Genomic DNA, 25,283 nt, shown 5'->3' with positions numbered 1-25,283 from the left:
GGACGGCATGACAGGGATCAACAAGGCGGCTTGTATCGGCGGCGGCGTCATTGGCGGGGGATGGATCGCGCGTTTTCTGCTGGCCGGCATCGACGTCGATGTGTTCGATCCGCATCCGGAGGCGGGCCGCATCGTCGGCGAAGTGCTCGCCAATGCCGAAAAAGCCTATGCCATGCTGACAGGTGCGCCCCTGCCGCCGCGCGGCAGGCTGACTTTCTGCAAGACGCTCGAGGAAGCTGTCGCCGGCGCCGACTGGATTCAGGAAAGCGTGCCGGAAAGGCTCGACCTCAAGCGCCGCGTCCTGACTGAGATCGATGCCGTGGCGCGCCCGGACGCTCTGATCGGCTCTTCCACCTCAGGCCTGCTGCCGACCGATCTGCAGCGCGACATGACGCATCCCGAACGCCTCTTCGTCGCCCACCCCTATAATCCCGTCTATCTCTTGCCGCTCGTCGAAATCGTCGGTGGCGAAAAAACCTCGGCGGCGACCATCCGGGCTGCGATGGAAAGACTGGCGCCGATCGGCATGAAGGGCGTCCACATCGCCAAGGAGATCGAGGCCTTTGTCGGCGACCGGCTGCTCGAAGCGCTCTGGCGCGAGGCCTTGTGGCTCATCCACGACGATATTTGCACCGTCGAGACGCTTGATGACGTCATCCGCTACTCCTTCGGCCTGCGCTGGGCGCAGATGGGCCTGTTCCAGACCTACCGCATTGCCGGCGGCGAGGCCGGCATGCGTCACTTCCTTGCCCAGTTCGGTCCATGCCTCGCCTGGCCCTGGACCAAGCTCACCGATGTCGTCGATCTCGACGATGCGCTGATCGAAAAAATCGGCCAGCAATCTGACGAACAGGCGGCCGGCCGGTCGATCCGCGAGCTTGAACGCATCCGCGACGAAAACCTCGTTGGCATCCTGCAGGCCCTCAAGGGCGGCGATGGCGGCAAGGGCTGGGGCGCCGGCAAGCTGCTGAAGGACTTCGAACAATCGCTCTGGGCGCAAGGCGGCAGGGCGGCCACGTCTTTCCATCCGTCGAAGCCGCTGAAGCTCGTCGAGACGAAGGTCGGCCCCGCCTGGGTCGACTATAACGGCCATATGACCGAGCACCGCTACCTGCAGGTTTTCGGCGACACATCAGACGCATTGCTGCGCCTCATCGGCGTCGATCTCGCCTATGTCGAGGCGGGGCAGAGCTATTACACGGTGGAAACTCACATCCGCCATCTCGGCGAGGCGAAGCTCGGCCAGGCAATCCATTCGACCTGCCAGATCCTTGGTGTCGACGAGAAGCGGCTGCATGTCTTCCACACCCTGTACGACACGGCGACGGGCGAAGCTCTCGCAACCGCCGAGCACATGTTGCTGCATGTCGACAGCAAGGCCGGCAAGGCCACACCGGCGCCGGCCGTTATTCTCGACAAGGTCAAGGCGATTGCCGAAGCGCATGCGAATTTGTTCGCGCCTGAAGGCGTCGGCCGTCACGTCGGCCAGAAACGGTAGGAGGATCGGCATGAATTTCGGACTGAGCGAAGAACAGGAAATGATCGTCGAGACGGTCCGCGCCTTCGTCGAAACCGAAATCTATCCGCATGAAAACGAGGTCGAGCGCAGCGGCATCATCCCGCCGGAGCTCGGAGACGAGATTCGGCGCAAATGCATCGACCTCGGCTTCTACGCCTGCAATTTCCCGGAAGAGGTCGGCGGCGCCGGCCTCGACCATGTCACTTTCACGCTGGTCGAGCGGGAGCTCGGGCGTGGCTCCCTGGGGCTGACGGTTTTCTTCGGCCGGCCTTCAGGCATCCTGATGGCCTGCGAGGGCGAGCAGCGTGAGCGCTACCTCCTGCCTGCGGTGCGCGGCGAGAAGATCGATGCGCTCGCCATCACCGAGCCGGATGCCGGTTCTGATATGCGCGGCATGAAATGCGCCGCCCGCCGCGACGGCGGCGATTTCGTCCTCAACGGCACGAAACATTTCATCTCGCATGCCGATGTCGCCGATTTCGTCATCGTCTTTGCAGCAACGGGCGAGGAGGAAACGCCGAAAGGTATCAAGAAGAAGATCACCGCCTTCCTGGTGGATCGTGGCACGCCGGGCTTCGAAATCCTCAAGGGCTATGATTCCGTTTCGCATCGCGGCTACCACAACTGCACGCTCAACTTCACCGATTGCCGGATTCCCGAAGCCCAAGTGCTGGGCGAGGTGCATCGCGGCTTCGATATCGCCAATCAATGGCTCTACGGCACGCGGCTGACGGTGGCCGCCACCTGCGTCGGCCGGGCGCGGCGCGTCTTCGACCTGGCTTTGCCCTACGCCGCCGAGCGCAAACAGTTCGGAAAGCCGATCGGTGCCAATCAGGGCGTGTCGTTCAAGCTCGCCGACATGATCACCGAGATCGACGCGGCCGACTGGCTGACGCTCGCCGCCGCCTGGCGGCTCGACGCCGAGCTCTCCGCAGACCGGCAGATCGCCTCGGCCAAGCTCTATGCCTCCGAAATGCTGGCCCGCGTGACGGACGAGGCGATCCAGATCTTCGGCGGCATGGGACTGATGGACGACCTGCCGCTCGCCCGCTTCTGGCGTGATGCGCGCGTCGAACGCATCTGGGACGGCACTTCCGAAATCCAGCGGCATATCATCAGCCGCGATCTGCTTCGACCTTTGGGAGCGTGAGCCGATGATGCCTCGCCCGCTCGACCGCCTGCTCAGACCGCAAACGATCGCCGTCTTCGGCGGCCGTGAGGCGCGTAGGGTGATCGAGCAGTGCGACCGCATGGGCTTTGCCGGCGAGATCTGGCCCGTCCATCCCAAACTCGACGAGGTGCTCGGGCGGTCCTGCTATCGCTCAGTATCCGACCTGCCATCGGCGCCGGATGCCGCCTTCGTCGGCGTCAACAGGACGCTGACCGTCGAGATCGTCCGCAGCCTTTCTGAGGCCGGTGCCGGCGGGGCGGTCTGTTATGCGTCGGGTTTCAGCGAGGCGACGGCGGAACTCAGCGACGGCGCCGAGCTGCAGCAGGCCTTGCTGGACGCAGCTGGCGAAATGCCGATCCTCGGGCCGAACTGCTACGGGCTGATCAACGGTCTCGATGGCGCGCTGCTCTGGCCCGATCAGCATGGCATGCAGCGTATCGAACGTGGCGTTGCGATCCTTACGCAGTCCTCCAATATCGCTATCAACCTGACCATGCAGACCCGCGGCGTGCCGATCGCCTATGTCGTCACGGCCGGCAACCAGGCGCAGACATCGCTTGCCGATGTCGCCTGCGCACTGATCGATGACCCGCGCGTCACGGCGGTCGGCCTTCATGTCGAAGGCTTCGGCGATCTCTCTGCACTCGAACGCCTGGCCACCATGGCCCGGCGGTCGAGGAAACCGATCGTCGTGCTGAAGGTCGGCAGATCCGAGCAGGCAAAACGCGCTGCGGTTTCGCATACCGCCTCGCTTGCCGGCAGCGATGCCGTCGCGGATGCCGTGCTCGCCCGCCTCGGTCTTGGCCGTGTCCAGACCTTGCCGGCGCTGCTCGAAACCCTGAAGCTGCTACATGTCGCCGGCCCGCTCGCAAGCCATTCGATCTCATCGATGAGCTGTTCCGGGGGCGAAGCTTCGCTGATGGCGGATGCCGCTGTCGGTCGCAACGTAGAATTCGCAGCCCTGCAGCCGCAACAAATGCCCCGTCTGCGGCAGGTCCTGGGCGAGATGGTGACGCTTTCCAATCCGCTCGATTACCACACCTTCGTGTGGGGGGATCTCGCACGCCAGACCGAAGCCTTCAGCGCCATGTTCGAGGGCGGCTATGCCCTCAATCTCGTCGTCCTCGACTTCCCCCGCGGTGACCGCTGCGATGCGTCCGAATGGGCTATGACGGCAGACGCGGTCATGACGGCCGCTGCAGCAACCGGTGCGCTGGCCGGCCTTCTGGCAACCCTTCCGGAAAACATGCCGGAGCCCATCGCCGATCGGCTGATGGCAAATGGCATCATTGCCTTCTGCGGTATCGACGAGACCATCACGGCAGCGGAAGTTGCCGCCGGCATCGGCCAGGCCTGGGATCGTCCGCCTCCCCTGCCGCTGCTCGATGTGTCCTTTATGGATGGCGAGGTCGAGACGTTGACGGAAGCCGATGCGAAGGCAGAGCTTGCCGCCTTCGGCCTTCCGATTCCGCAAGGGCTGTTGGCCTCCTCTCCCGGTCAAGCGGCCGAGCAGGCTGAGCGGCTCGGCTTTCCCGTCGTGCTGAAAGCGCTCGGCATTGCCCACAAGACCGAGGCCGGGGCCGTCGCACTCAACCTAAAGGATACTCAGGCGGTGTCGAATGCGGCGGCGGCAATGCCGCCGAATGCCGGTTATCTCGTCGAGAAAATGGTTGATCCGCCGGTTGCCGAGCTCATTGTCGGCGCCATCCGCGACCCTGTCTTCGGATTGTCGCTCACGCTTGGAGCCGGCGGAATCTTCGTTGAATTGCTTGAAGATTCCATCATCCTGCCCCTTCCGGCGACGAAAACTGACATTCACGCAGCGATTTCGCGTCTCAAACTTGCAAAACTGATCTATGGCTATCGCGGGCGGCCAAAAGGCGACCTCGAAGCCGCTGTCGGCGCTGTCTCAGCAGCGGCAGATTATGTCGTAAGGAACGCGGCATGCCTGGAGGAACTGGACATTAATCCGTTGATGGTTCTTCCCGAAGGGTTTGGCGTTGCCGCAGTCGATGCTCTGATACGGCGGAGGAGGTAGCATAGGTTGAGCGACCACATTCGCACACGACATGACGGCGGAGTACTCGAAGTCGTCATCGACCGGCCGAAGGCGAATGCCATCGACCTTGCGACCAGCCGCGCCCTGGGGTTGATATTCCGAGATTTCCGCGACGATCCGGCATTGCGTGTCGCCATCGTCTCGGGTGCCGGCGAGAAATTTTTCTGTGCCGGCTGGGATCTCAAGGCGGCCGCATCAGGCGATGCGGTCGACGGAGATTACGGTGTGGGCGGCTTCGGCGGGCTGCAGGAACTGCGCGACCTCAACAAACCGGTCATCTCAGCGGTCAACGGCATCTGTTGCGGCGGCGGTCTGGAGATCGCGCTGTCGACCGACCTGATCCTCGCCGCCGAGCACGCGACCTTTGCCCTGCCGGAAATCCGTTCGGGCACGGTTGCCGATGCAGCTTCGATCAAGCTGCCGAAACGCATCCCCTACCACATCGCCATGGACATGCTTTTGACCGGGCGCTGGCTCGACGTTCACGAGGCGCATCGCTGGGGTTTCGTCAACGAGGTCCTGCCGGCCGAGCGGCTGATGGAGAGAGCATGGGAGCTTGCCCGGCTGCTCGAGAGCGGGCCGCCGCTGGTCTATGCGGCCATCAAGGAAATCGTGCGCGAAGCGGAGGGTTCGACGTTCCAGACTGCCATGAACAAGGTCACCAAGCGGCAGTTTGCGACGGTCGACAGGCTCTATTCGAGCGAGGACCAATTGGAAGGCGCACGGGCCTTCGCCGAGAAGCGAAGCCCCATTTGGAAAGGAAAATAACCAGGCGGCAGCAACCGCACTGTTTTCCCGCATGATGCGGGCACCGGAGGTGGAGAGGAAACCGCCTGCGGACCTGCCCGGAAGTTCTGTCAACGCACCATAAAGAAGGAACTGGGGAATGAACGACTATACGAAATATCTCACAAGCCGCGTCACCGCCGGCGGGCTCAGCCGCCGCGAATTCATGGGACGCGCCATGGCGGCGGGCATCACACTTGCCGTCGCCGACAAGCTCTTTACCGAAAGTGCGCAAGCCGCCGAACCGAAGCGCGGCGGCCACCTGAAGCTCGGCCTCGAAGGTGGTGCAGCCACCGATTCCAACGATCCGGCAAAATTCCTGTCGCAGGTGATGTTCTGCATCGGCCGCTGCTGGGGGGACATGCTGGTCGAGTCCGATCCGCTGACGGGTGCTGCCGTGCCGGCGCTCGCCGAATCCTGGGAGCCCTCGAAGGACGCGGCGACCTGGACATTCAAGATCCGCAAGGGCGTCAAGTTCCACAATGGCAAGGAACTGACGATCGACGACGTTGTTGCGACGCTGAAGCGTCATACCGATGCGAAGTCGGAATCCGGCGCGCTCGGTGTTCTCGGCTCGATCAAGGAGATCAAGGCCGACGGCGGCAATCTCGTCTTGACGCTCAGCGAAGGCAATGCCGACATGCCGCTGCTGCTGTCGGACTACCATCTGGTCATCCAGCCGAACGGCGGCGTCGATGATCCGCTGGCGTCGATCGGCACCGGCCCCTACAAGATGACGAGCTTCGAGCCCGGCGTCCGCGCCACCTTTGAAAGGAACAAGGACGACTGGCGCACCGACCGAGGTTATGTCGATTCGATCGAAATCATCGGCATGAATGATGCGACCGCCCGCATCGCCGCACTTTCGTCCGGCCAGGTGCACTACATCAACCGCGTTGACCCGAAGACCGTCAGCCTCTTGAAGCGTGCCCCGAACGTCGAGATTCTCTCGACTGCCGGTCGCGGCCACTATGTCTTCATCATGCACTGCGACAAGGCGCCGTTCGACAATAACGACCTGCGCCTGGCCCTCAAATACGCCATGGACCGCGAGACCATGGTGCAGAAGATCCTGGGCGGTTACGGCAAGGTCGGCAACGATTTCCCGATCAACAACACCTATGCACTGTTCCCCGAAGGCATCGAGCAGCGCACCTACGATCCCGACAAGGCTGCCTTCCACTTCAAGAAATCGGGCCATAGCGGCTCGGTCCTCCTGCGCACTTCCGAAGTCGCCTTCCCCGGCGCCGTCGATGCGGCCGTCCTCTATCAGGAAAGCTGCAAGAAGGCCGGGATCGAGATCGAGGTCAAGCGCGAACCGGGCGACGGCTACTGGACCAACGTCTGGAACGTCCAGCCCTTCTCGACCTCCTACTGGGGTGGTCGCCCGACGCAGGACCAGATGTATTCCACCGCCTATCTCTCGACGGCGGACTGGAACGACACCAAGTTCAAGCGCCCTGACTTCGACAAGCTGCTGCTGCAGGCCCGCTCCGAGCTTGATGAAGCCAAGCGCAAGGACATGTATCGCACCATGGCGATGACGGTGCGCGACGAGGGTGGGGTGATCCTGCCGATGTTCAACGACTTCGTGAACGCCTCCACCAAGCAGGTGAAGGGTTATGTCCACGACATCGGCAACGACATGTCGAACGGCTACGTCGCGACCCGCGTCTGGCTGGACGCCTGATGGCAAGGGGCGTATGCCCCTCCGATCTCTAACGAAGCCGGGACCGTGGGATGAAAACCCGCGGTCCTCCCGACGTTTTAGCGCGAGGTCCTCGCCATGACCAATCCTGCCCCAAGCATCTTGCCCGGCCTCAGGTTCCGGCAGCGTTTTCCGCTGCTTGCCCTCATCCTCGAGCGCTTCGTGCTCAGCCTCGTCCTGCTTTTTGCCGTCTCCATCCTGATCTTCGGCGGTCTGGAAGCTTTGCCCGGCGATTTTGCCACCACCTATCTCGGCCAGTCGGCGACGCCGCAGGCCGTCGCCAATATTCGCCAGGACCTCGGACTGAACCGCCCGATAACCACGCGCTACGTCGAGTGGCTCGGCAACGCCGTCCAGGGTGACTTCGGCACGTCCTGGGCCAGCAAGAATTCGGTGAGCGAACAGATCGGCAAGCGCCTCGGCAATTCGCTGTTCCTGGCGGGTTTCGCAGCGGTGATATCCGTGCCGCTCGCGGTCGGCCTCGGCATGCTGTCGGTGCATTTCCGTAACCGCCTGCCGGATAAGATCATTAACGTGATTTCGCTTGCGGCGATCTCGCTGCCGGAATTCTTCATCGGCTACCTGCTGATCCTCTTCTTCGCCGTGAACCTTGGCATGGCCACCTTTCCGGCGACCGTCTATGACAGTATGAGTTTCGTCGAGCGGTTGAAGGCGATCGCGCTGCCGACGGCGACCCTCGTGCTCGTCGTCCTCGCGCATATGATGCGCATGACGCGGGCCGCAATCCTATCCGTCATGTCGTCGGCCTATATGGAGACCGCAGAGCTGAAGGGCCTCAGCGCCTTCCGCGCGATCGTCAAGCATGCCGCACCCAATGCGCTGGCGCCGATCATCAATGTCATCGCGCTGAACCTTGCCTATCTCGTGGTCGGCGTCGTCGTTGTCGAAGTGGTCTTTGTCTATCCCGGCATGGGGCAATATATGGTCGATGCGGTCACCGTGCGCGACATGCCGGTCGTGCAGGCCTGCGGCCTGATCTTCGCCGCCGTCTACATCTTCCTCAATATGACGGCCGATATCCTCGCGATTATCGCCAATCCCCGGCTGAGGCATCCGCGATGAGATTGAGAGACATCCCCATCACCGCCTGGATCGGCATGGCCGGTATCGCCATCGCCTTCATCTTCGCAATCTTCGCACCCTGGCTCGCCCCCTATGGTGAGACGCAGGTCGTCGGCGACGTCTGGCAGCTGCCGGATAATCAATATATCTTCGGTCTCGACAATCTCGGTCGCGATATCTTCTCGCGCCTGATCTACGGCGCGCGCACGACGCTGACGGTCGCATCCGCGGCCACCATCATCTCCTTCTCGCTCGGCATCATCCTCAGCTTCACCGCCGCTGTCTCGCGCGGCGTTATCGACACGGTCCTCTCACGCTTCAATGATCTGATGATGTCGATCCCGACGCTGATCTTCGCGCTCGTCGTTCTTGCGGTGCTGCCGCAAAACATCGTCGTGCTGATCCTTGTCATGGCGATCCTCGACTCCACTCGCGTCTATCGTCTCGGCCGTGCGGTGGCGCTTGATGTCGCCGTGATGGAATTCGTCGAGGCGGCGACGCTGCGCGGCGAAGGCAAGCTCTGGATCATCTTCCGCGAGATCCTGCCGAACACGCTGTCGCCGCTGCTGGCAGAGTTCGGGCTGCGCTTCGCCTTCTCGATCCTGTTCCTGTCGACGCTCTCCTTCCTCGGCCTCGGCATTCAGCCGCCGGCGGCCGATTGGGGCGGCATGGTCAAGGACAACAAGGACGGCATCATCTTCGGCATCTCGGCAGCGCTGGTGCCGGGCACGGCGATTGCCGTGCTGGCCGTCTGCGTCAACCTCGTCGTCGACTGGCTTTTGAAACGCACATCCAGCCTCAAGGGAGGGCGCGGCGATGCCTGAGCTTCTTTCCGTTCGCAATCTGAAGATCGAAGCAACCAGCTATCCGCCGGGCGAACCGCCCAAGCGGGTCACGATCGTCGACGGCGTTTCCTTCGACCTCAAGAAGGGCAAGGTTCTCGGCCTGATCGGGGAATCGGGCGCCGGCAAATCGACGATCGGTCTCTCCGCACTCGCCTATGGCCGGGGCGGCGCCGAGATCACCGGCGGCGAGGTCTTGCTCGACGGCGACAATATCCTGGCGCTCGGCAAGAACGGCATCCGCCAGATCCGCGGCGCGCGGGTCTGCTATGTCGCGCAATCGGCAGCCGCTGCCTTCAATCCGGCGCATCGGCTCGGCGATCAGGTGATCGAAGCTTCGGTCAAACATGGATTGATGACCAAGGACAAGGCGCGTGAGCGAGCGCTTTATCTGTTCGGGGTTCTCGGCCTGCCCAATCCCGAAACCTTCGGCGAGCGTTTTCCCCACCAGGTCTCCGGTGGCCAGCTGCAGCGGGCGATGACGGCGATGGCGCTCTGCTCCAATCCCGAACTGATCGTCTTCGACGAGCCGACCACAGCACTCGACGTCACCACGCAGATCGACGTGCTGGCGGCGATCAAGCATGCCATCGAGGAAACGCACACCGCCGCCCTTTATATCACCCACGACCTCGCCGTCGTCGCTCAGATCTCGGACGACATCATGGTCCTGCGTTATGGCAAGCAAGTCGAATATGGCAGCGTCCAGCAGATCATCGAGGCGCCGCGGGAGGACTATACGCGCGCCCTCGTCAATGTCAGGCAGGCCTATCGTGAGGAAGCGGCCGACCAGTCCACGGCACTTCTCAAAGTGGAAAATGTCAGTGCCGAATATTCCAACGGCTTCAAGGTGCTGCACGATGTCACGCTGCACGTGCCGAAGGGGCAGACGCTTGCGGTCGTCGGTGAATCCGGTTCGGGCAAATCGACGCTAGCGCGCGTCATTACCGGCCTCTTGCCGCCGAGCAGCGGGCGCGTCGTCTTTGACGGCAAACCGCTGATGCCGGGTCTGAAGAGCCGGCCGAACGACGATCTGAGGCGCATCCAGCTGATCTACCAGATGGCCGATACGGCGATGAACCCGCGGCAGACGGTCCGCGACATCATCGGTCGCCCGCTGACCTTCTATTATGGTCTGAGAGGTGCCGAGAAGACCGCCCGAGTAAAGGAACTGCTCGACCAGATCGAAATGGGCAAGGGCTTTGTCGATCGCTACCCGGCCGAACTCTCCGGTGGCCAGAAGCAGCGGGTGGCGATCGCAAGAGCGCTTGCCGCCAAGCCCGAACTCATCCTCTGCGACGAGCCGACCTCGGCGCTCGATCCGCTGGTGGCGGAGGGTATCCTCAAACTGCTTCTGCGCCTGCAGGAAGAAGAGCAGCTTTCCTATGTCTTCATCACCCACGACATCGCGATCGTCCGGGCGATCGCCGACAGCGTGGCGGTGATGCATCGCGGCAAGCTGGTACGGTTCGGTCCGAAATCGACGGCGCTGTCGCCGCCCTTTGACGACTACACCGATCTGCTGTTGAAATCCGTACCGGAAATGGAAATCGGCTGGCTGGAACGGGTGCTTGCCACGCGTCGCATGGAGAGTGCCGGTAACTGATTTGACGAGGGCAAACCCTCGTCTCACGGAATATGCAATCAAGGAATGAGCATGACCTCGCGCGGCTTCGCCACCATCGAGAATGAATGGATTATGCTGAAGGATGGGACGCGGCTTGCCGCGCGCATCTGGATGCCGGATGGCGCCAGGGAAGATCCCGTTCCCGCCGTCTTCGAATTCCTGCCTTATCGCAAGCGGGATGGGACCAGCCTCAGGGATGAGTCGACCTATCCGGTATTCGCGGCCGCAGGCATTGCCGGCGTGCGCGTTGATATTCGCGGATCCGGAGAATCCGACGGGGTCATCGACGGCGAATATACCGAATGCGAGCTTGCCAATGCCTGCGAGCTGATCGCCTGGATTGCCGCGCAGCCATGGTCGAACGGCTCGGTCGGCATGATGGGCATCTCCTGGGGCGGCTTCAACAGCCTGCAGGTCGCAGCATTGCGCCCGCCGGCACTGAAGGCCGTCATCTCGATCGCCTCGACCGTCGACCGCTACAATGACGACATTCACTACAAGAACGGCTGCCATCTCTCCGCTCAGCTCTCATGGGCTGCAACGATGCTCGGCTACCAGTCGCGGCCGCCCGATCCCGCGCTTGTCGGCGAGCGCTGGAAGGAGATGTGGCTGGAACGTCTGGCGGGCGAACCCTTCTTCATGGAGGAGTGGCTGGTCCATCAGCGGCGCGACGATTTCTGGCGTCACGGCTCGATCTCAGAGGATTTTTCGAGCGTGGAGATCCCCGCGCTGGTGATCGCCGGGTGGGCCGACGGCTACCGCAATACGCCGCTGATGGCGGTCGAAGGCTTGGGCGGCAAAGCGAAGGCGCTGATCGGTCCTTGGGTTCACAAATATCCGCACTTTGCCTGGCCGAAGCCGCGCGCGGATTTCCATGGCGAAGCGATCGCCTGGTGGAACAAATGGCTGCGGGGCGAGGACAATGGAATCGACGGTTTGCCGCAGGCGCGCGCCTATATTCTCGATGCCGTCCGCCCTGCCCCGCGACGTGACAGCGATCCGGGTTTCTGGGTCGCCAAGGAGGTCTGGTCGCCGCCACAGATGCAGTGCTTCTATGTCGAGCAGTTCGGCAAACTGACGGAAGGCATGCCGATTCCGCATGCGCCCGAACATCCCGTCTATCTCCGCTCTCCGCTCGACACAGGGACGACATCGGGTGAATATTTCACGCTGAAACCCGACGCCGAAATGGCGATCGATCAACGCTCGGACGATGCCGGCTCGTTGATCTTCGATACGATGCCGCTTGCTGGCGATTACGACTATCTCGGCCGGCCCGTGCTCACGCTTGCGCTGCGCTCGCGGGCGGCGGGCGGAAATCTCTGCGCCCGGCTCGTCGATGTCCATCCGGATGGCACGGCAACGCGTGTCGCCTTCGGCGTCGTCAATCTCACCCACCGGGACGGCAATGCAGATCCCAAGCCGCTGATGCCAGGCGAGAGGGTGTCGATCCGGCTCGTGCTCGATGCCTGCGGTTATCGCTTCCGTAAGGGGCATCGCATCCGCCTTTCGCTTTCTACCGCCTATTGGCCGATGATCCTGCCGCCGCCTGATGACGAGGGCATCGAGGTCGATATCGCTGCACTCGGCCTGGGGCTGCCGATGCTCGGCGAGCACCAGCGGATCGACATCAAGGAACCGGCCAATCCCGATCCCCTGCCGAAATACATCGAGCATGCGGGCGCCGCGACGAAGCGGCAGGTCGTCCGCGACCTCTCGGCCAACCGAACAGAGTATCACATCCACGAGGATACCGGGCTCACCGAACACCCTGAGACAGGTCTCTCGACCCGGCAATTGCGGGAGGAAGTCTGGTCGATTTCACCCGACAATCCGCTGTCGATGACCGGGACGTCGACCTGGACCTGCGACATGCGCCGCCCCGGCTGGTTCGTGCGAACGGTGGCGACCGCGCGGATTGCCTGCACCAGGAGCGACTGGATCATCAGCGCTGTCGCCACCGCTTTCGAGGACGACGTGCAGATCTTCGAAAAGGTCTTTGCGGAAAAGCGGATCGCGCGCGACCTGATGTGATCGTTAGAGCCTTTCCGGGTTAGATTGAAGCATTCTGCCGGAGCAGGTTTTCGTCAGGGCGAAGGCAAGTGGCGATGGGCATACCTCTTGGTACGTCCGAGCCGATCGCCTCTGATCCTGGCGGAAAGATGCCCGGCCCACTGGCCGCACTGCTTCGCCATGCGAAGCAATAGGTGCGTCTGGCGCTTCTAAGTCTTGCAGATTTGCCAGGCAAATCTGCGGGAAGGTTGGCTGAAACGGGCCGGCTGATCGACCGGCCGGCTTGGCCGTAGAACTGGGCTACGACGCGCGCCGGCCGGTCGACCATCCGACTCCGTTTGAGCCAACAGAATGCTGCAATCTAACCCGGAAAGGCTCTAAGCCACTGCCAAACGCCGAATGGCCTCGCAGACGGCTTGGAAGCCGTCGCGTGCGCCATCGCTCATGTGGCGGGCGCGGAGCCACGCATGCACCATCTGCGGCTCCTCCCGGAACCAGACTTCGACGCCCTCCGCGGTGAGCCGGGCGGCATAGTGCCGGCCGTCGTCCCGGAGCGGATCGAAATGCGCGACCGTGATGAAGGCCGGCGGCAGCCCGGCAAGTGAAGCTGCATGCAGCGGCTCGGCGATCTCATTGCCTGCCGGTGCCTGCAGGATTTCGCGGTAATAGGCGACATCCGCCGTCGTCAGGCCCGGCGCCGCGGCCATTTCGACGTAAGAGCCTGCAGCAAGGTCACCGCCCAGCGCCGGATAGATCAGGACTTGGCCGACGACGCCGGACAGGCCCTCGTCGCGCGCGCGCAACGCAAGGCCCGCCGCAAGATTGCCGCCGGCGCTGTCGCCGATCAGCACGACCTTGCTGTTGGCGGAAAGCAGATGCTTCAACACGGTAAAGCCGTCATCCGTCTGTGCCGGCCAGCGATATTCAGGGGCCAGCCGGTAATCGACCGAAACAAGTTCCGCGCCGGCAAAATCGGCAATCTCGGCGCAGATGGCATGATGGCTCTCGAGCGAACCGACAACGAAGCCGCCGCCATGAAGATAGAGAAGAATGGTGCGCGTGATGATTTTCCGCGGACGGTAGCGCCGGATCGGTATGCGCTGAAGCATGCCGTCCGCAAAGATCATCTCCGGAGGCAGCGGGCGGTCGAAGCGCGCGCAGAGAGCGTCGTACCAATGTCGCTGCTGTTCGATCGATGCTTGAACGGCGTCTTGCGGATAGAAGGCATCGCAAATCGTCAGAAACTGCAGGATGCCCTTTTCGGTGGGGGCAGGTGGTTGAGCGGACATGGAGGTCCTTTCGCGATTTGGGACATGACAGATCATGTCCCTGGCCGACTCTGTCCTCATCATGCGCCTTTGTGACGGAGCCGATCTGTCTGGCCGCGACCCATGAATGTCGCGGCTTTCAAAATTCCCGATAATTTTTTCGCGATCGACCCAAGGAAAGCCATCCGAGAAACGTCTCAATCTCGAAATAGCATCTTGCTTGGTAGCATGGGGTAGGTGCGGAATTGGACGCGGAGCTCATAGAACGAGCGCAGGGCGGCGACCGGGAGGCCTTCGGGCAACTGGTCTCGCGCCATTATGATTTCGTCCATGCGACGGCGTGGCGGTGGTCTGGCAGTTCCACGGATGCCGACGACATCGCCCAGGAGGTCTGCGTCAAGCTCGGCGCGGCCATCCGCAACTTTCGCGGCGCCAGCCGCTTCAGGACATGGCTCTATACGCTGACGCTCAACGCCGCCCGCGACCATAGACGCAAGCTTGCACGAGAGGAGCAGACATTCCGCGCTTACGCCGCCGAACCGCAGCCCGATGCGCCGGCCGGAAGTGACGACGAGCTATCGAGCGAATTATGGGCAGCCGTGCGCGCCTTGCCGGAGAGGCAATGCGACGCCGTGCTGCTCGTTTACGGCGAAGGTCTCAGCCATTCGGCTGCCGCGGATATCATGGGCTGCTCGGAGGCGACCGTGTCCTGGCAGGTCCATGAGGCGCGCAAGAGGCTGAAGGCCGTGCTCGGCAAGGAAGAGGTATGACCGTGGACAAGGAACTCGAAAAGCTCTCCCGCCTGACACCGCCGGCAGCGACGCCGGAGGCGCGTGCGCGTGCGCTTGCTGCGGCGATGCAGGCCTTCGATACCGCAGGAAATAATACGCTGGCGCCCCAAGGAAGTGCAAAAGGCTGGCGTCAAAGCTCCATCATCAACTGGATATGGAGCCCTGCCATGAACAAGAAATTCCTCGCCGGTTCAGCGCTTGCGACGCTGCTGGTCATTCCGGCCGCCGGTTATCTCGCGATCGAGCTGACACGCAACGGATTGCCGATCGTCGACCAGACTGAGATCGCCGGCAATCTTTCGAAAAGTGAGGCGTCGAAACAACCGGCTGCAACCGCCGGTCAGCCGGTTGCGGTCGCGCCGCAAATACCGGCCGGGAACGACAGCCTGGCTGAGCAATCTGTTGCTGTCGCGCAAGCGCTGCAGGACAAGGAGGCACCGGCCCTCGCGAAATCCGATGCGTCGCAGACATCCGAATTCGATGCCGACGCCGCCCTCACGAACAAGCCGGAGGGTTCTGCCGCGGCACTCGGGGCGGCCAAACGCGCTGCGCCGGCCGCCCCCGGCATCGCCCCCCAGCAGCAGTTGGCCGAACCGATGGCCGCCATCGCCCCCTCGCCTGCTCCGCCTGCGGAGGGGCGCGTGCAGATGCAGCTCGATCCCAATCGCGAGCGGTTTGCCAATGCCGCGGCCAATCCGATCAAGAGCGTCGCGACGGATCCGGTTTCGACCTTCTCTGCTGATGTCGACAGCGCGTCCTATTCCTTTGTCCGCCGGTCGTTGACGGGCGGGGCAATGCCCGATCCGCAATCGGTTCGCGTCGAGGAGATGATCAATTATTTCCCCTATGAGTGGCCGGGTCCGGACAATGCCGACCAGCCTTTTAAGGCGACGGTGACTGTCATGCCGACCCCGTGGAACCACGACACGGAATTGATGCATGTGGCGATTAAGGGTTATGACATCGCGCCGGCGACCACGCCGCATGCCAATCTGGTCTTCCTGATCGACGTCTCGGGCTCGATGGACGAGCCGGACAAGCTGCCGCTCCTCAAGAGCGCCTTCCGGCTTCTGGTCAACAGGCTGAAGGCCGACGATACCGTCTCGATCGTCACCTATGCCGGCAATGTCGGCACCGTGTTGTCCCCGACGCGCGTGGCGGAGAAATCGAAGATCCTGTCGGCAATCGACAGGCTGGAGCCCGGCGGCTCGACCGGCGGCGCAGAAGGCATCGAGGCTGCCTACGATCTTGCCAAACAGGGCTTCGTCAAGGACGGCGTCAACCGGGTGATGCTGGCGACGGACGGCGACTTCAATGTCGGCCCGTCGAGCGATGAGGACCTGAAGCGCATCATCGAGGAAAGACGCAAGGACGGCATCTTCCTCACTGTTCTCGGTTTCGGGCGGGGCAATCTCAACGATTCCCTGATGCAGACGCTGGCGCAGAACGGCAACGGCAGCGCCGCCTATATCGACACCTTGGCGGAGGCGCAGAAGACGCTGGTCGAAGAGGCCGGATCGACGCTGTTTCCGATCGCGAGCGACGTCAAGTTCCAGGTCGAGTTCAACCCGGAACGGATCGCCGAGTACCGCTTGATCGGCTACGAGACGCGGGCGCTGAAGCGCGAGGATTTCAACAATGACCGTGTCGATGCCGGCGATATCGGCTCCGGCCACAGCGTCACGGCGATTTACGAGATTACGCCCAAGGGGAGTCCGGCAGTGATGAATGACGACCTGCGCTATGGTGCAGCCGATAAGGCGCCGGCCAAAGCCGCCGACATCGCCCATCACGGCGAACTTGCCTTCGTCAAGGTGCGTTACAAGCGGCCGGGCGAGGACAAGAGCGCCCTCATCACCACGCCTGTCGACGACAACAACGCGGTCGCCACCATCGATGCCGCGCCGCAGGATGTCCGTTTCTCGGTGGCCGTCGCCGCCTTCGGTCAGAAACTGAGCCGCATCTCCGCTCTCGACTCCTATTCCTACCAGGTGATTGCCGATCTCGCCGCGGCATCGCGGGGGACTGACACCTTCGGCTACAGGTCGGATTTCCTCGGCCTCGTTCGTTTGGCCGACGGCCTCAGCCAACGGTGAGGCAAGACGTAAAAACCGCGGCAAACGAGAGGCCGTCCCGGAAGGCGGCCTCTTTCGGCGTTATCCCAGTCTCGATCCGTTGGCCGTGAGATAAACAGCGTAGAGAGACGTGCTCGCGGTGATAAAGAGACGGTTCAATTTGTCTCCACCGAACGTGACGTTGGAGACGCCCTCGGGAATACGGATCTTGCCGAGCAACGTTCCATCCGGATCATAGGCGTGCACACCATCGCCGGCGCTTGTCCATATCCTGCCCTTGCGATCCACCCGAAAACCATCGAACAGACCTGAGGTGCATTCTGCGAAAACGCCGAGATCGGTCAGCCTCCCGTCATTCGAGACTGCGAGCTTTCTGATATGACGCGGACCACTGGGCAGGTGCGTTGCGCCGGTATCGGCGATGTAGAGCACTGTCTCATCCGGGGAAAAAGCCAGCCCGTTCGGCTTGACGAAATCGGACGTCACCTGATCGGTCGTGCCTCTCGCCGGATCGTGCCGGTAGACGTGGCATCCGCCGATTTCCGCTTCGCCGTAGTCGCCCTCATAGTCGTGGAGGATGCCGTAGCTTGGGTCGGTGAACCAGACGGTTCCATCGGACTTGACGGTGACGTCATTTGGAGAATTGAGCCGCTTGCCTGCAATTCGATCGGTCAGAACGGTGATCGTGCCGTCGAATTCCGTCCGTGTGACACGGCGCGTCAGATGCTCGCAGGTGATGAGCCGTCCCTGATTATCGACAGTGTTGCCGTTCGAGTTGTTGCTGGGTGCGCGGAATACCGATGTGTGCCCGCTGGTATCGTCGTAACGCATCATCCGGTTGTTGGGGATATCCGAGAAAACCAGATACCGCCCGGCGGCAAACCAGGCCGGCCCCTCCAGCCAGCGGCCACCCGTCCAAAGCCGCTCGGCGCGAGCGTGACCCACGAAGCAGCTTTCAAAGCGCGGGTCGAGAACCTCAAACCCTGTACCGTCAATTTGCCCGAACATGATGCTCCTCCGTATCATCAATTGTTATCGATATCATATAGTCGTGTTTTGAGGCCGTCGTACAGGCCTTCATACGCCGAGAATCTTGGTTTTTCGACTTCGGAACGGTACATCCCTGCAATAAAATCGATTGTGCGATGATAGCGATAACTTTATCGTGTGTTGAATTGCCCAACTCGGAAGCTTTGTGAAAGCGGAGACCAGTGAAAAACGAGGATGAGCCGAAAGACAAGCGTCTCAAGCCGGGAGACGCTCAAAAGCTGACGATGGCGGAGGTCGCCAAATATGTCGGCGTATCTGCCATGACCGTTTCGCGTGCCTTTCGCCAGGATGCGAGCGTTTCCGAGGAGACCCGGAAGCGTATCATGGAAGCCGTCGATGCGCTCGGCTATGTGCTCGATCTGTCGGCCGGCAGTCTTTCGTCGCGGCGGAGCGGCTTCATCGCCGCCCTGGTGCCCTCGATCAACAATTCGAATTTTTCCGACACCGCGCGGGGCATTACCGATGCGCTGCAGAATACCGGCCTTCAACTCCTTCTCGGCTATACCGACTATTCGGCGGAGAAAGAGGAAGAACTGATCGAGGCGATGCTGCGCCGCCGCCCTGAAGGCATTATCCTGACCGGTGGTTCGCACACGGCGCGCGCGCGGCGCATGCTCGCAAAAGCCGGCATTCCCGTTGTCGAGACCTGGGAACTTCCGGAAGATCCGATCAATCAGGTCGTCGGCTTTTCCAACAGCGAGGCGATGGCCTTGCTGGTGCGGACACTTGCCGGCCAGGGATATCGGAAGTTCGGCTATATCGGCGGAACGACGGCGCGCGATACGCGCGGCAGCCAGCGGCGCAGCGGTTTCCAGAAAACTGTCGAAGAACTCGGCCTCGGACCGGGACGGATGATTTCCTTCGGCGTCCCGCCTATCACGATGGAACAGGGTGGCCAGGCAATCGTCAGTCTGCTGGAGCGCTGGCCGGACACGGAAGTGGTTCTCTGCGTCTCCGACCTTTCCGCCTTTGGCGCCATCATGGAATGCACGCGCCGGGGAATGAAGGTTCCGCGGGACATCGCCATTGCCGGTTTCGGCGATTACGAGATCTCGTCCATCTGTCATCCGCGCATCACCACCATCAATGTCGATTGTTATGGCATCGGTCGCCAGGCGGCCGCCCGTCTGCTGCATGCCCTGCAAAGTGGCGAGGCGACTGGCGATGAGATCACATTGACCGGCTACAAGGTTGTCTTGCGCGAAAGCACGGATCGCAACGGCGCGCCGACCGCCTGAACACCACAGCGCCGCGCGTCTTTTCAGATGCGCGCGCTGTAACGGTTTGAATTAATAGACAATTTTATCCTTACATCGATTCCGATCTAAGGAACTACGCAGTCGGTCAAAAGGCGATCTGGACTTTCATCGACTTGCTGCGGTCGCCTGCCAATTCGAAGGCGGCGACGGCCTCTTCGATCCCGAAAACACCTGTGAGCAGCGGCTTCAGATCGACGCGACGCGCGTTGATCAGTTCGACGGCGAGCGCAAATTCCTCGTGAAAACGGAATGTCCCGCGCATCTCGATTTCCTTCGCCACAATCATGTTCTGCGGAATAGAGACATCGCCGCCAAGGCCGAGTTGTACGAGAACGGCTCGGGGCTTAAGCGTCTCCAGGCCCGCACGCACGGCCCGCTCATTGCCTGACGCCTCGAACATGACATCGAAGTATCCCTTGTCAGCGCTGTAAGCCGCAAGGTCGGAAGCATGCGTGGCAACATTGATCGTTCGATCCGCGCCGCTGGTGCGGGCGATTGCCAGAACGCTGTCGGTCACGTCGGTCGCGACGATCTCACGGGCGCCGAGGACGCGGGCCGCAACGATCGCCAACATCCCAATGGGGCCGCAACCGGTGACCAGCACCCGTTTGCCCAATAGCGACCCGGCGCGGTTTGCCGCATGCAGCGTCACCGCAAAGGGTTCGGCAAAGGCGGCCTCGTGAATGGAAATGCCGTCCGCGACCTTGTGGCACTGCCAACGCTCTGCCACCAGCCGCTGGCGAAAACCGCCCTGAATATGCGGCATCGGCATGGCGCTGCCGTAAAACCGCATGTTGAGGCAGTGGTTTTGCTGTCCTTTCAGGCAATATTGGCAATGGTTGCACGGCCGGCTTGGGGAAACGGCAACACGGTCTCCGACGGCAAGGTCGGTGACGCCGGAGCCCAGCGCCTTGACCGTTCCGGCAATCTCATGGCCGAGGATCATCGGCTCGCGCAGGCGAACGGTGCCGAAACCGCCATGATTGTAATAATGCAGGTCGGAACCGCAGATACCGCCGGCTTCGATGGCAATCTCTACCTGCCCGGCGCCCGCAACCTCCGGCTCGCGCTCTTCGATCCTCAGATCCTTGGCGGCATGAATGACGATGGCTTTCATATCGGGACCCTCACACGACGGGAGTTGGAAGCGGGCTACCTGCAAAATGCGCAGCGAGATTGTCTCTGACCAGTTGGCCCATGGCCTTGCGGGTTTCGAAAGTGCCAGAGCCGTGATGCGGCTGCAACACGACGTTTTGCAACGTCAGGAAACGCGCATCGATCCTCGGTTCGTTCAGGAAGACATCAAGACCAGCAGCCTGAATGGTGCGGTCTTGAAGGGCTGCGATCAGCGCCTCTTCATCGACGGTCGTCCCGCGCGAAACATTGATCAAGATGCCGTTCGGACCGAGCGCTCTAAGCACCTCAGCATTGATGATCTTCATGGTCGCCTCCCCGCCGGGGACGATGACGATCAGAAAGTCGGCCCAACCCGCAAGCGCGATCAGGTCGGGCTCGTAGGCGTAAGCAACATCCTTGTGATCATGGCGGGCGAAATAGGAGATGTCGCAGCCGAAAGCGGCAGCCCTCTTGGCGATCGCCTTGCCGATCCGCCCCATGCCGGCGATCCCCACCTTCTTGCCCGAGACACGCGTCACCAGCGGCATGGCGACATTGCCCCACTGGCCGGAGCGCACGAGAACATCGGCCTGCGGGATCTGCCTTGCCGTGGCAAGCAGCAGTCCGATGGCGATATCGGCGACATCTTCGGTCAGCACATCGGGTGTGTTCGTGACGCGAATGCCGTTGGCGCGGGCATAGGACAGGTCGATTGCGTCGGTGCCGACGCCGTAACAGGAGACGATTTCCAGTTTCGGCAATTGCGCCATCAGCTCTGCGGACGCTCCGAGTTCGCCACGGGTCGCTATGGCGCGGATATCCTTGCCGACCCTGGAAATCAGCTCGTGCCGGTCCGCCGCTTCCCAGAGGCGATGGATGCGATAGTTTGCCTCCAGATCCACCATGTCCCATTCCGGATAAGCTCCGGCCATCAAGATTTCTACCTCAGGCATTCCGTTTCCATCCCGCATTTTGACAGTTGATTATGTTATCGATAACATATAATTCGGAAAAGGGATGTCAAGTGAGTTTCACCGTCAGCGGCAGTTGAAGCCGTCGCCTGCGGCGAGACCGGAGGAGTGATTTACATGAAGAATTTGTTTGATCTTACCGGACGGCGTGCCCTGATCACCGGCTCGAGCCAGGGGATCGGCTATGCCCTGGCCGAAGGCCTGGCGCAGCATGGCGCCGAGGTGATCATCAATGGCCGCACGCCCGAAAGCGTCAAACGCGCGGTCGCGAGCCTCAAGGATCAAGGCCTGTCTGCCCATGCGGCGATCTTCGACGTGACCAGCAAGGACGCTGCCAAAGAAGGCATAGACGCGATCGAAACCGATATCGGGCCGCTCGACATCCTGATCAACAATGCCGGCATGCAGTTTCGCACGCCGCTGGAAGATTTTCCGGCGGACAAATGGGAGCTGCTGCTGACCACCAATATTTCGAGCGTGTTCTACGTCGGCCAGGCAGCGGCCAAACCCATGATCGCCCGCGGACAGGGCAAGATCATCAACATCGCCTCCGTTCAAAGCGAACTGGCGCGCCCCGGCATTGCTCCCTACACCGCGACCAAGGGCGCGGTGCGCAATCTGACCCGCGGCATGTGCGCCGACTGGGCCAAGTACGGTCTGCAGATCAACGCGATTGCGCCGGGCTATTTCAAGACGCCGCTCAATCAGGCACTCGTCGACAATCCCGAGTTCTCGTCCTGGCTCGAGAAGCGGACGCCGGCCGGACGCTGGGGCAATGTCGAGGAGCTGGTGGGTGCCGCCGTTTTCCTGTCAGGCCGCGGCTCGTCCTTCATCAACGGGCACACGCTTTATGTCGACGGCGGCATCACGACCTGCCTCTGATAGAGACGAGACCATGGACTTCGAGAAAAGGGCACCGCCGCTGGCCGTCGTCGTCATGGGCGTCAGCGGCTGCGGCAAATCCTCGGTTGGAGAACGTGTCGCCGCTCAAAACGGCGTGCTGTTTCTGGAGGGCGACCAGCTCCACCCGGCTCAAAATGTCGAGAAGATGGCGCAGGGCATACCGCTGACCGACGACGACCGCCTGCCCTGGCTCGACCGGATCGGCGAGGAAATAAGGACCGCGCAAGAAACGTCGCAAGGATTGGTGATTTCCTGTTCGGCGCTGAAGAGAAGCTATCGGGACAGGTTGAGGCAGTCGGCGGGTGGGCGTCTAGCCTTTGTTTTCCTCGAAGGATCCCGCGACCTGTTGCTGTCGCGGATGCAGGCTCGCCAGGGCCATTTCATGCCGGCATCGCTGCTCGACAGCCAGCTGCAGACGCTGGAGCCGCCGACCGGTGAAGCTGGTGTGGTGACAGTGGCGATCGATAATGCGTTGGATGATATTGTGGCGCTGGCTTGCCAGCGGCTGAGCGGCATGGCCGTCAAGGGAGGAGATTATCATGCAGGATGACTACAGAGCAGATGTCGCCGTCATCGGTGCCGGCATCATGGGAACGGCGATCGTCACCCGATTGATCGAAACCGGGCATAAGGTCTCCGTCTTCGACCTGGATACCGAAAAAGTCGCGGCTTTGCAGGTCAAGGGCGCACGCGCGGCTGGCTCCGTGGAGGAAGCGGTCTCACGGTCGGCGTTTTGTGTGCTGAGCCTCAATCACGCAAATATTGTCCGCGCTGTCGTCTTCGGCGAAAAGGGTGTTGTGGCGGCGGCAAATGCCGACAAGGTGCTGATCGACATGTCCTCCATCGACCCGGCCGACACAGCCGACATGGCGATGCGGCTCCGTCGGGAAACGGGCATGGCATGGGTGGATTGCCCGCTCTCCGGTGGCGTGCCCGGTGCGTTGAGTGGACGCCTGACGATCATGGCGGGCGGCAGCGCTGAGGATTTCGAACGGGCGCGCGTGGTGATGCGGCATCTTGCCGCCAATTACACGCTGATGGGTGCATCGGGCGCCGGGCAGACGACGAAGCTGATCAATCAGCTGTTTTGCGCCGTGCTGTTTCAGGCCGTCGCGGAGGCGGTCAAACTCGCTGAAGCCGGCGGCGTCGATCCGGCCGCCATTCCGGCAGCCCTTGCCGGCGGCAGGGCGGACAACCGGATAATGCAGGAATTCATGGCAAAATTCGCTGCCCGGGATTTCTCGCCGACAGGCCGAATCGACAACATGTTGAAGGACCTGGATTCACTTCAGGCCTTTGCACTGAAGACGAAGACGCCATTGCCGATGACCGGCTCGGTAGTCGAGATTCACCGCCTGTTGTGCGCTGCCGGCCTCGGGCCGAAGGACTCCGCCGAGATGATGCGTCTTCTCGACGGATTTCAAGCCGGCTGACGCCAATTTCCGGGGAAATTCGAGATCGTCATCTTTCCGCTTGACCATCGATAAATGTTATCGATAACATACAATCAATGACAACCGCAGCTTTGGGAGGAGCCACAGTGGAAGCCAAGAGACTGCTGGAGTTCCAGTCGATCACCAAGAGCTTCGGCGGCACGCAGGCGCTGCGGGACGTCTCGATCGATCTGCGCGAGGGCGAAATTCTCGCGCTGCTGGGGGAAAACGGCGCCGGCAAGTCGACGCTCATCAAGACGCTTGCGGGCATTTACAAACCCGATACCGGCGACATCCTTTTTCGCGGCCAGAGCTACCATCATCGTCCCCCGAAGCCGAACGAGCGGCAGCCGGTTGCCTTCATCCACCAGGATCTCGGCTTGATCGAGTGGATGACCGTCGGCGAGAACATGGGCCTGTCGCAGGGGTTCTCGATGCGTCGCGGCCTGATCGATTGGAACAGGACACAGGCACGCGCCAAGGAAGCCTTGAAACTGGTTGGTTGCGATTTTGACCCCACGACGCGGGTCTCGGCGCTGTCGCGCACCGAAAAGTCGCTCGTCGCCATTGCCCGTGCGCTTGCCGTCGAAGCCGACGTGCTGGTGCTCGACGAGCCGACGGCGAGCCTTCCCGCCGATGAAGTCGATCGGCTGTTCAATGCGATCCGCCCCTTAAAGGATCGCGGCGTCGGCATGATCTACGTCTCGCACAGGCTGGACGAGATTTTCCGGATTGCCGATCGGGTCGCCGTTCTGCGCGACGGCTGCATGGTGGGACAGAAGCCCGTCAGCGAGACCACCCCCGACGAGCTGGTGACGATGATCATCGGCCGCAGCGGCGACAGCCTCTTTTCCAAGACGCCGATCACGCCCGGCAAGGCGATCGTCAAGGTTCGCGATCTCGTTTGCGCCGGCACGGGCGCGATATCGTTCGATATCCGCGAGGGCGAGCTTTTGGGCCTGGCTGGATTGCGTGGCGCCGGTCAGGAACGGATCGGTCGCGCTCTGTTCGGTTGCGAGCCCTTCAACGGCTCGGTTCTGCTGCATGACGAGGCCCCCGACCTTTCCAGCCCGCTGCGCGCCATGGCGTCGGGCATCGGCTTGATTGCCCGTGACCGGACGGAGGAATCCGTGGCGCTCTCGCTTTCCATTCGGGAAAATACCTACCTCAATCCCGGAGCCGTCGGACGTGGGCTTTTGTCCTTCCTGTCGCCGCGCGGCGAAGCCGATCTTGCCCATAAGATCGGCCATTCCGTCGGCCTGCGGCCGAACGACCCGGATCTGCCGGTAGAGGCCCTGTCGGGCGGCAATCAGCAAAAAGTGGTCGTCGGCCGCTGGCTGGCGACCGGCCGCAAGCTGCTGGTCGCAGAAGATCCGACCGCCGGCGTCGATATCGGAGCGCGTGCGGAGATCTACCGTCTGATCACCCAGGCGCTCGAGGCCGGCCTCGCTGTTGTCGTCGTGTCGACGGACTTCGAGGAAATCGCCCATATCTGCCACCGCGCGCTGGTTTTCTCGCGCGGGAAAATCGTCAGCGAACTGACTGGAAGCGCTCTGACGACGGAGGCGGTCATCACGGCCGCATCCGCGTCGGAAGCCGCTTGAGCCAT

General features: G+C 62.0%; 20 protein-coding genes. 16 read left to right on the top strand and 4 right to left on the bottom strand.

Annotated features, from left to right (window positions below):
• Positions 1-7: 7 nt before the first annotated feature.
• The 9 genes from ELH03_RS31740 to ELH03_RS31700 all read left to right on the top strand — a co-directional run bounded on the left by ELH03_RS31740 (position 8) and on the right by ELH03_RS31700 (position 12,829).
• Positions 8-1,498 (top strand): carnitine 3-dehydrogenase, encoded by a 1,491-nt coding sequence (locus ELH03_RS31740; protein WP_128411192.1) that lies wholly within the window; start codon positions 8-10, stop codon positions 1,496-1,498.
• A 10-nt stretch (positions 1,499-1,508) separates the two neighbouring features.
• Positions 1,509-2,669, top strand: a complete 1,161-nt coding sequence (locus ELH03_RS31735) for an acyl-CoA dehydrogenase family protein (protein ID WP_128411193.1) — start codon at positions 1,509-1,511, stop codon at positions 2,667-2,669.
• Between the two features lie 4 nt (positions 2,670-2,673).
• Positions 2,674-4,728 carry an acetate--CoA ligase family protein gene (locus ELH03_RS31730; RefSeq protein ID WP_130767346.1) on the top strand — a complete coding sequence of 685 codons (2,055 nt, stop codon included), beginning with the start codon at positions 2,674-2,676 and terminating at the stop codon, positions 4,726-4,728.
• Between the two features lie 6 nt (positions 4,729-4,734).
• Positions 4,735-5,517 (top strand): carnitinyl-CoA dehydratase, encoded by a 783-nt coding sequence (locus tag ELH03_RS31725; protein WP_130767345.1) that lies wholly within the window; start codon positions 4,735-4,737, stop codon positions 5,515-5,517.
• Between the two features lie 118 nt (positions 5,518-5,635).
• Positions 5,636-7,225, top strand: a complete 1,590-nt coding sequence (locus ELH03_RS31720) for an ABC transporter substrate-binding protein (RefSeq protein WP_018070711.1) — start codon at positions 5,636-5,638, stop codon at positions 7,223-7,225.
• 96 nt (positions 7,226-7,321) lie between these two features.
• A complete protein-coding gene (locus tag ELH03_RS31715) occupies positions 7,322-8,326 on the top strand; it encodes an ABC transporter permease (RefSeq protein ID WP_018486105.1) in 1,005 nt (334 codons plus the stop codon).
• Entirely contained in the window at positions 8,323-9,150 is an 828-nt protein-coding gene (locus ELH03_RS31710; protein WP_018070709.1) for an ABC transporter permease, read from the top strand. The genes ELH03_RS31715 and ELH03_RS31710 overlap by 4 nt, the downstream gene beginning before the upstream one ends.
• The gene (locus ELH03_RS31705; RefSeq protein ID WP_130767344.1) at positions 9,143-10,774 is read left to right on the top strand and encodes an ABC transporter ATP-binding protein; all 1,632 of its coding nucleotides are present in this window, start codon (positions 9,143-9,145) and stop codon (positions 10,772-10,774) included. The genes ELH03_RS31710 and ELH03_RS31705 overlap by 8 nt, the downstream gene beginning before the upstream one ends.
• Before the next feature lie 51 nt (positions 10,775-10,825).
• A complete protein-coding gene (locus ELH03_RS31700; RefSeq protein WP_130767343.1) occupies positions 10,826-12,829 on the top strand; it encodes a CocE/NonD family hydrolase in 2,004 nt (667 codons plus the stop codon).
• 356 nt (positions 12,830-13,185) lie between these two features.
• On the opposite strand, the gene ELH03_RS31685 is transcribed toward ELH03_RS31700, so the two are convergent.
• The gene (locus ELH03_RS31685) at positions 13,186-14,097 is read right to left on the bottom strand and encodes an alpha/beta hydrolase (protein WP_130767341.1); all 912 of its coding nucleotides are present in this window, start codon (positions 14,095-14,097) and stop codon (positions 13,186-13,188) included.
• Between the two features lie 224 nt (positions 14,098-14,321).
• Between ELH03_RS31685 and ELH03_RS31680 the strand changes: the two genes are divergently transcribed.
• Positions 14,322-14,846, top strand: a complete 525-nt coding sequence (locus ELH03_RS31680) for an RNA polymerase sigma factor (RefSeq protein ID WP_130767340.1) — start codon at positions 14,322-14,324, stop codon at positions 14,844-14,846.
• On the top strand, positions 14,843-16,963 hold the full coding sequence (locus ELH03_RS31675; protein WP_130767339.1) for a vWA domain-containing protein: 2,121 nt from the start codon (positions 14,843-14,845) through the stop codon (positions 16,961-16,963). The genes ELH03_RS31680 and ELH03_RS31675 overlap by 4 nt, the downstream gene beginning before the upstream one ends.
• Before the next feature lie 60 nt (positions 16,964-17,023).
• Here the strand turns inward: ELH03_RS31675 and ELH03_RS31670 are convergent, their stop codons facing one another.
• Entirely contained in the window at positions 17,024-17,950 is a 927-nt protein-coding gene (locus ELH03_RS31670) for an SMP-30/gluconolactonase/LRE family protein (protein ID WP_130767338.1), read from the bottom strand.
• 203 nt (positions 17,951-18,153) lie between these two features.
• On the opposite strand from ELH03_RS31670, the gene ELH03_RS31665 reads away from it, so the two are divergent.
• Positions 18,154-19,230, top strand: coding sequence for a LacI family DNA-binding transcriptional regulator (locus tag ELH03_RS31665; protein ID WP_105010430.1), 1,077 nt, complete (start codon positions 18,154-18,156; stop codon positions 19,228-19,230).
• A 106-nt stretch (positions 19,231-19,336) separates the two neighbouring features.
• Here the strand turns inward: ELH03_RS31665 and ELH03_RS31660 are convergent, their stop codons facing one another.
• The gene (locus tag ELH03_RS31660; RefSeq protein WP_128400718.1) at positions 19,337-20,368 is read right to left on the bottom strand and encodes an L-idonate 5-dehydrogenase; all 1,032 of its coding nucleotides are present in this window, start codon (positions 20,366-20,368) and stop codon (positions 19,337-19,339) included.
• Between the two features lie 10 nt (positions 20,369-20,378).
• On the bottom strand, positions 20,379-21,320 hold the full coding sequence (locus ELH03_RS31655; RefSeq protein ID WP_130767337.1) for a 2-hydroxyacid dehydrogenase: 942 nt from the start codon (positions 21,318-21,320) through the stop codon (positions 20,379-20,381).
• A 135-nt stretch (positions 21,321-21,455) separates the two neighbouring features.
• On the opposite strand from ELH03_RS31655, the gene ELH03_RS31650 reads away from it, so the two are divergent.
• The 4 genes from ELH03_RS31650 (at position 21,456) to ELH03_RS31635 (ending at position 25,278) form a co-directional block, all read left to right on the top strand.
• Positions 21,456-22,220: an SDR family oxidoreductase gene (locus tag ELH03_RS31650; RefSeq protein ID WP_130767336.1), complete on the top strand. Its 765-nt coding sequence runs from the start codon at positions 21,456-21,458 to the stop codon at positions 22,218-22,220.
• A 13-nt stretch (positions 22,221-22,233) separates the two neighbouring features.
• Positions 22,234-22,791 (top strand): gluconokinase, encoded by a 558-nt coding sequence (locus ELH03_RS31645; protein ID WP_130767335.1) that lies wholly within the window; start codon positions 22,234-22,236, stop codon positions 22,789-22,791.
• Positions 22,781-23,674, top strand: coding sequence for an NAD(P)-dependent oxidoreductase (locus ELH03_RS31640; protein ID WP_130767334.1), 894 nt, complete (start codon positions 22,781-22,783; stop codon positions 23,672-23,674). The genes ELH03_RS31645 and ELH03_RS31640 overlap by 11 nt, the downstream gene beginning before the upstream one ends.
• A gap of 107 nt (positions 23,675-23,781) precedes the next feature.
• Positions 23,782-25,278, top strand: a complete 1,497-nt coding sequence (locus ELH03_RS31635; protein WP_128411201.1) for a sugar ABC transporter ATP-binding protein — start codon at positions 23,782-23,784, stop codon at positions 25,276-25,278.
• The last annotated feature ends 5 nt before the right edge of the window (positions 25,279-25,283 follow it).

It is taken from the genome of Rhizobium beringeri (assembly GCF_004306515.1).
Lineage (GTDB): Bacteria > Pseudomonadota > Alphaproteobacteria > Rhizobiales > Rhizobiaceae > Rhizobium > Rhizobium beringeri.
This window is presented reverse-complemented; position numbering and strand designations above follow the sequence as displayed.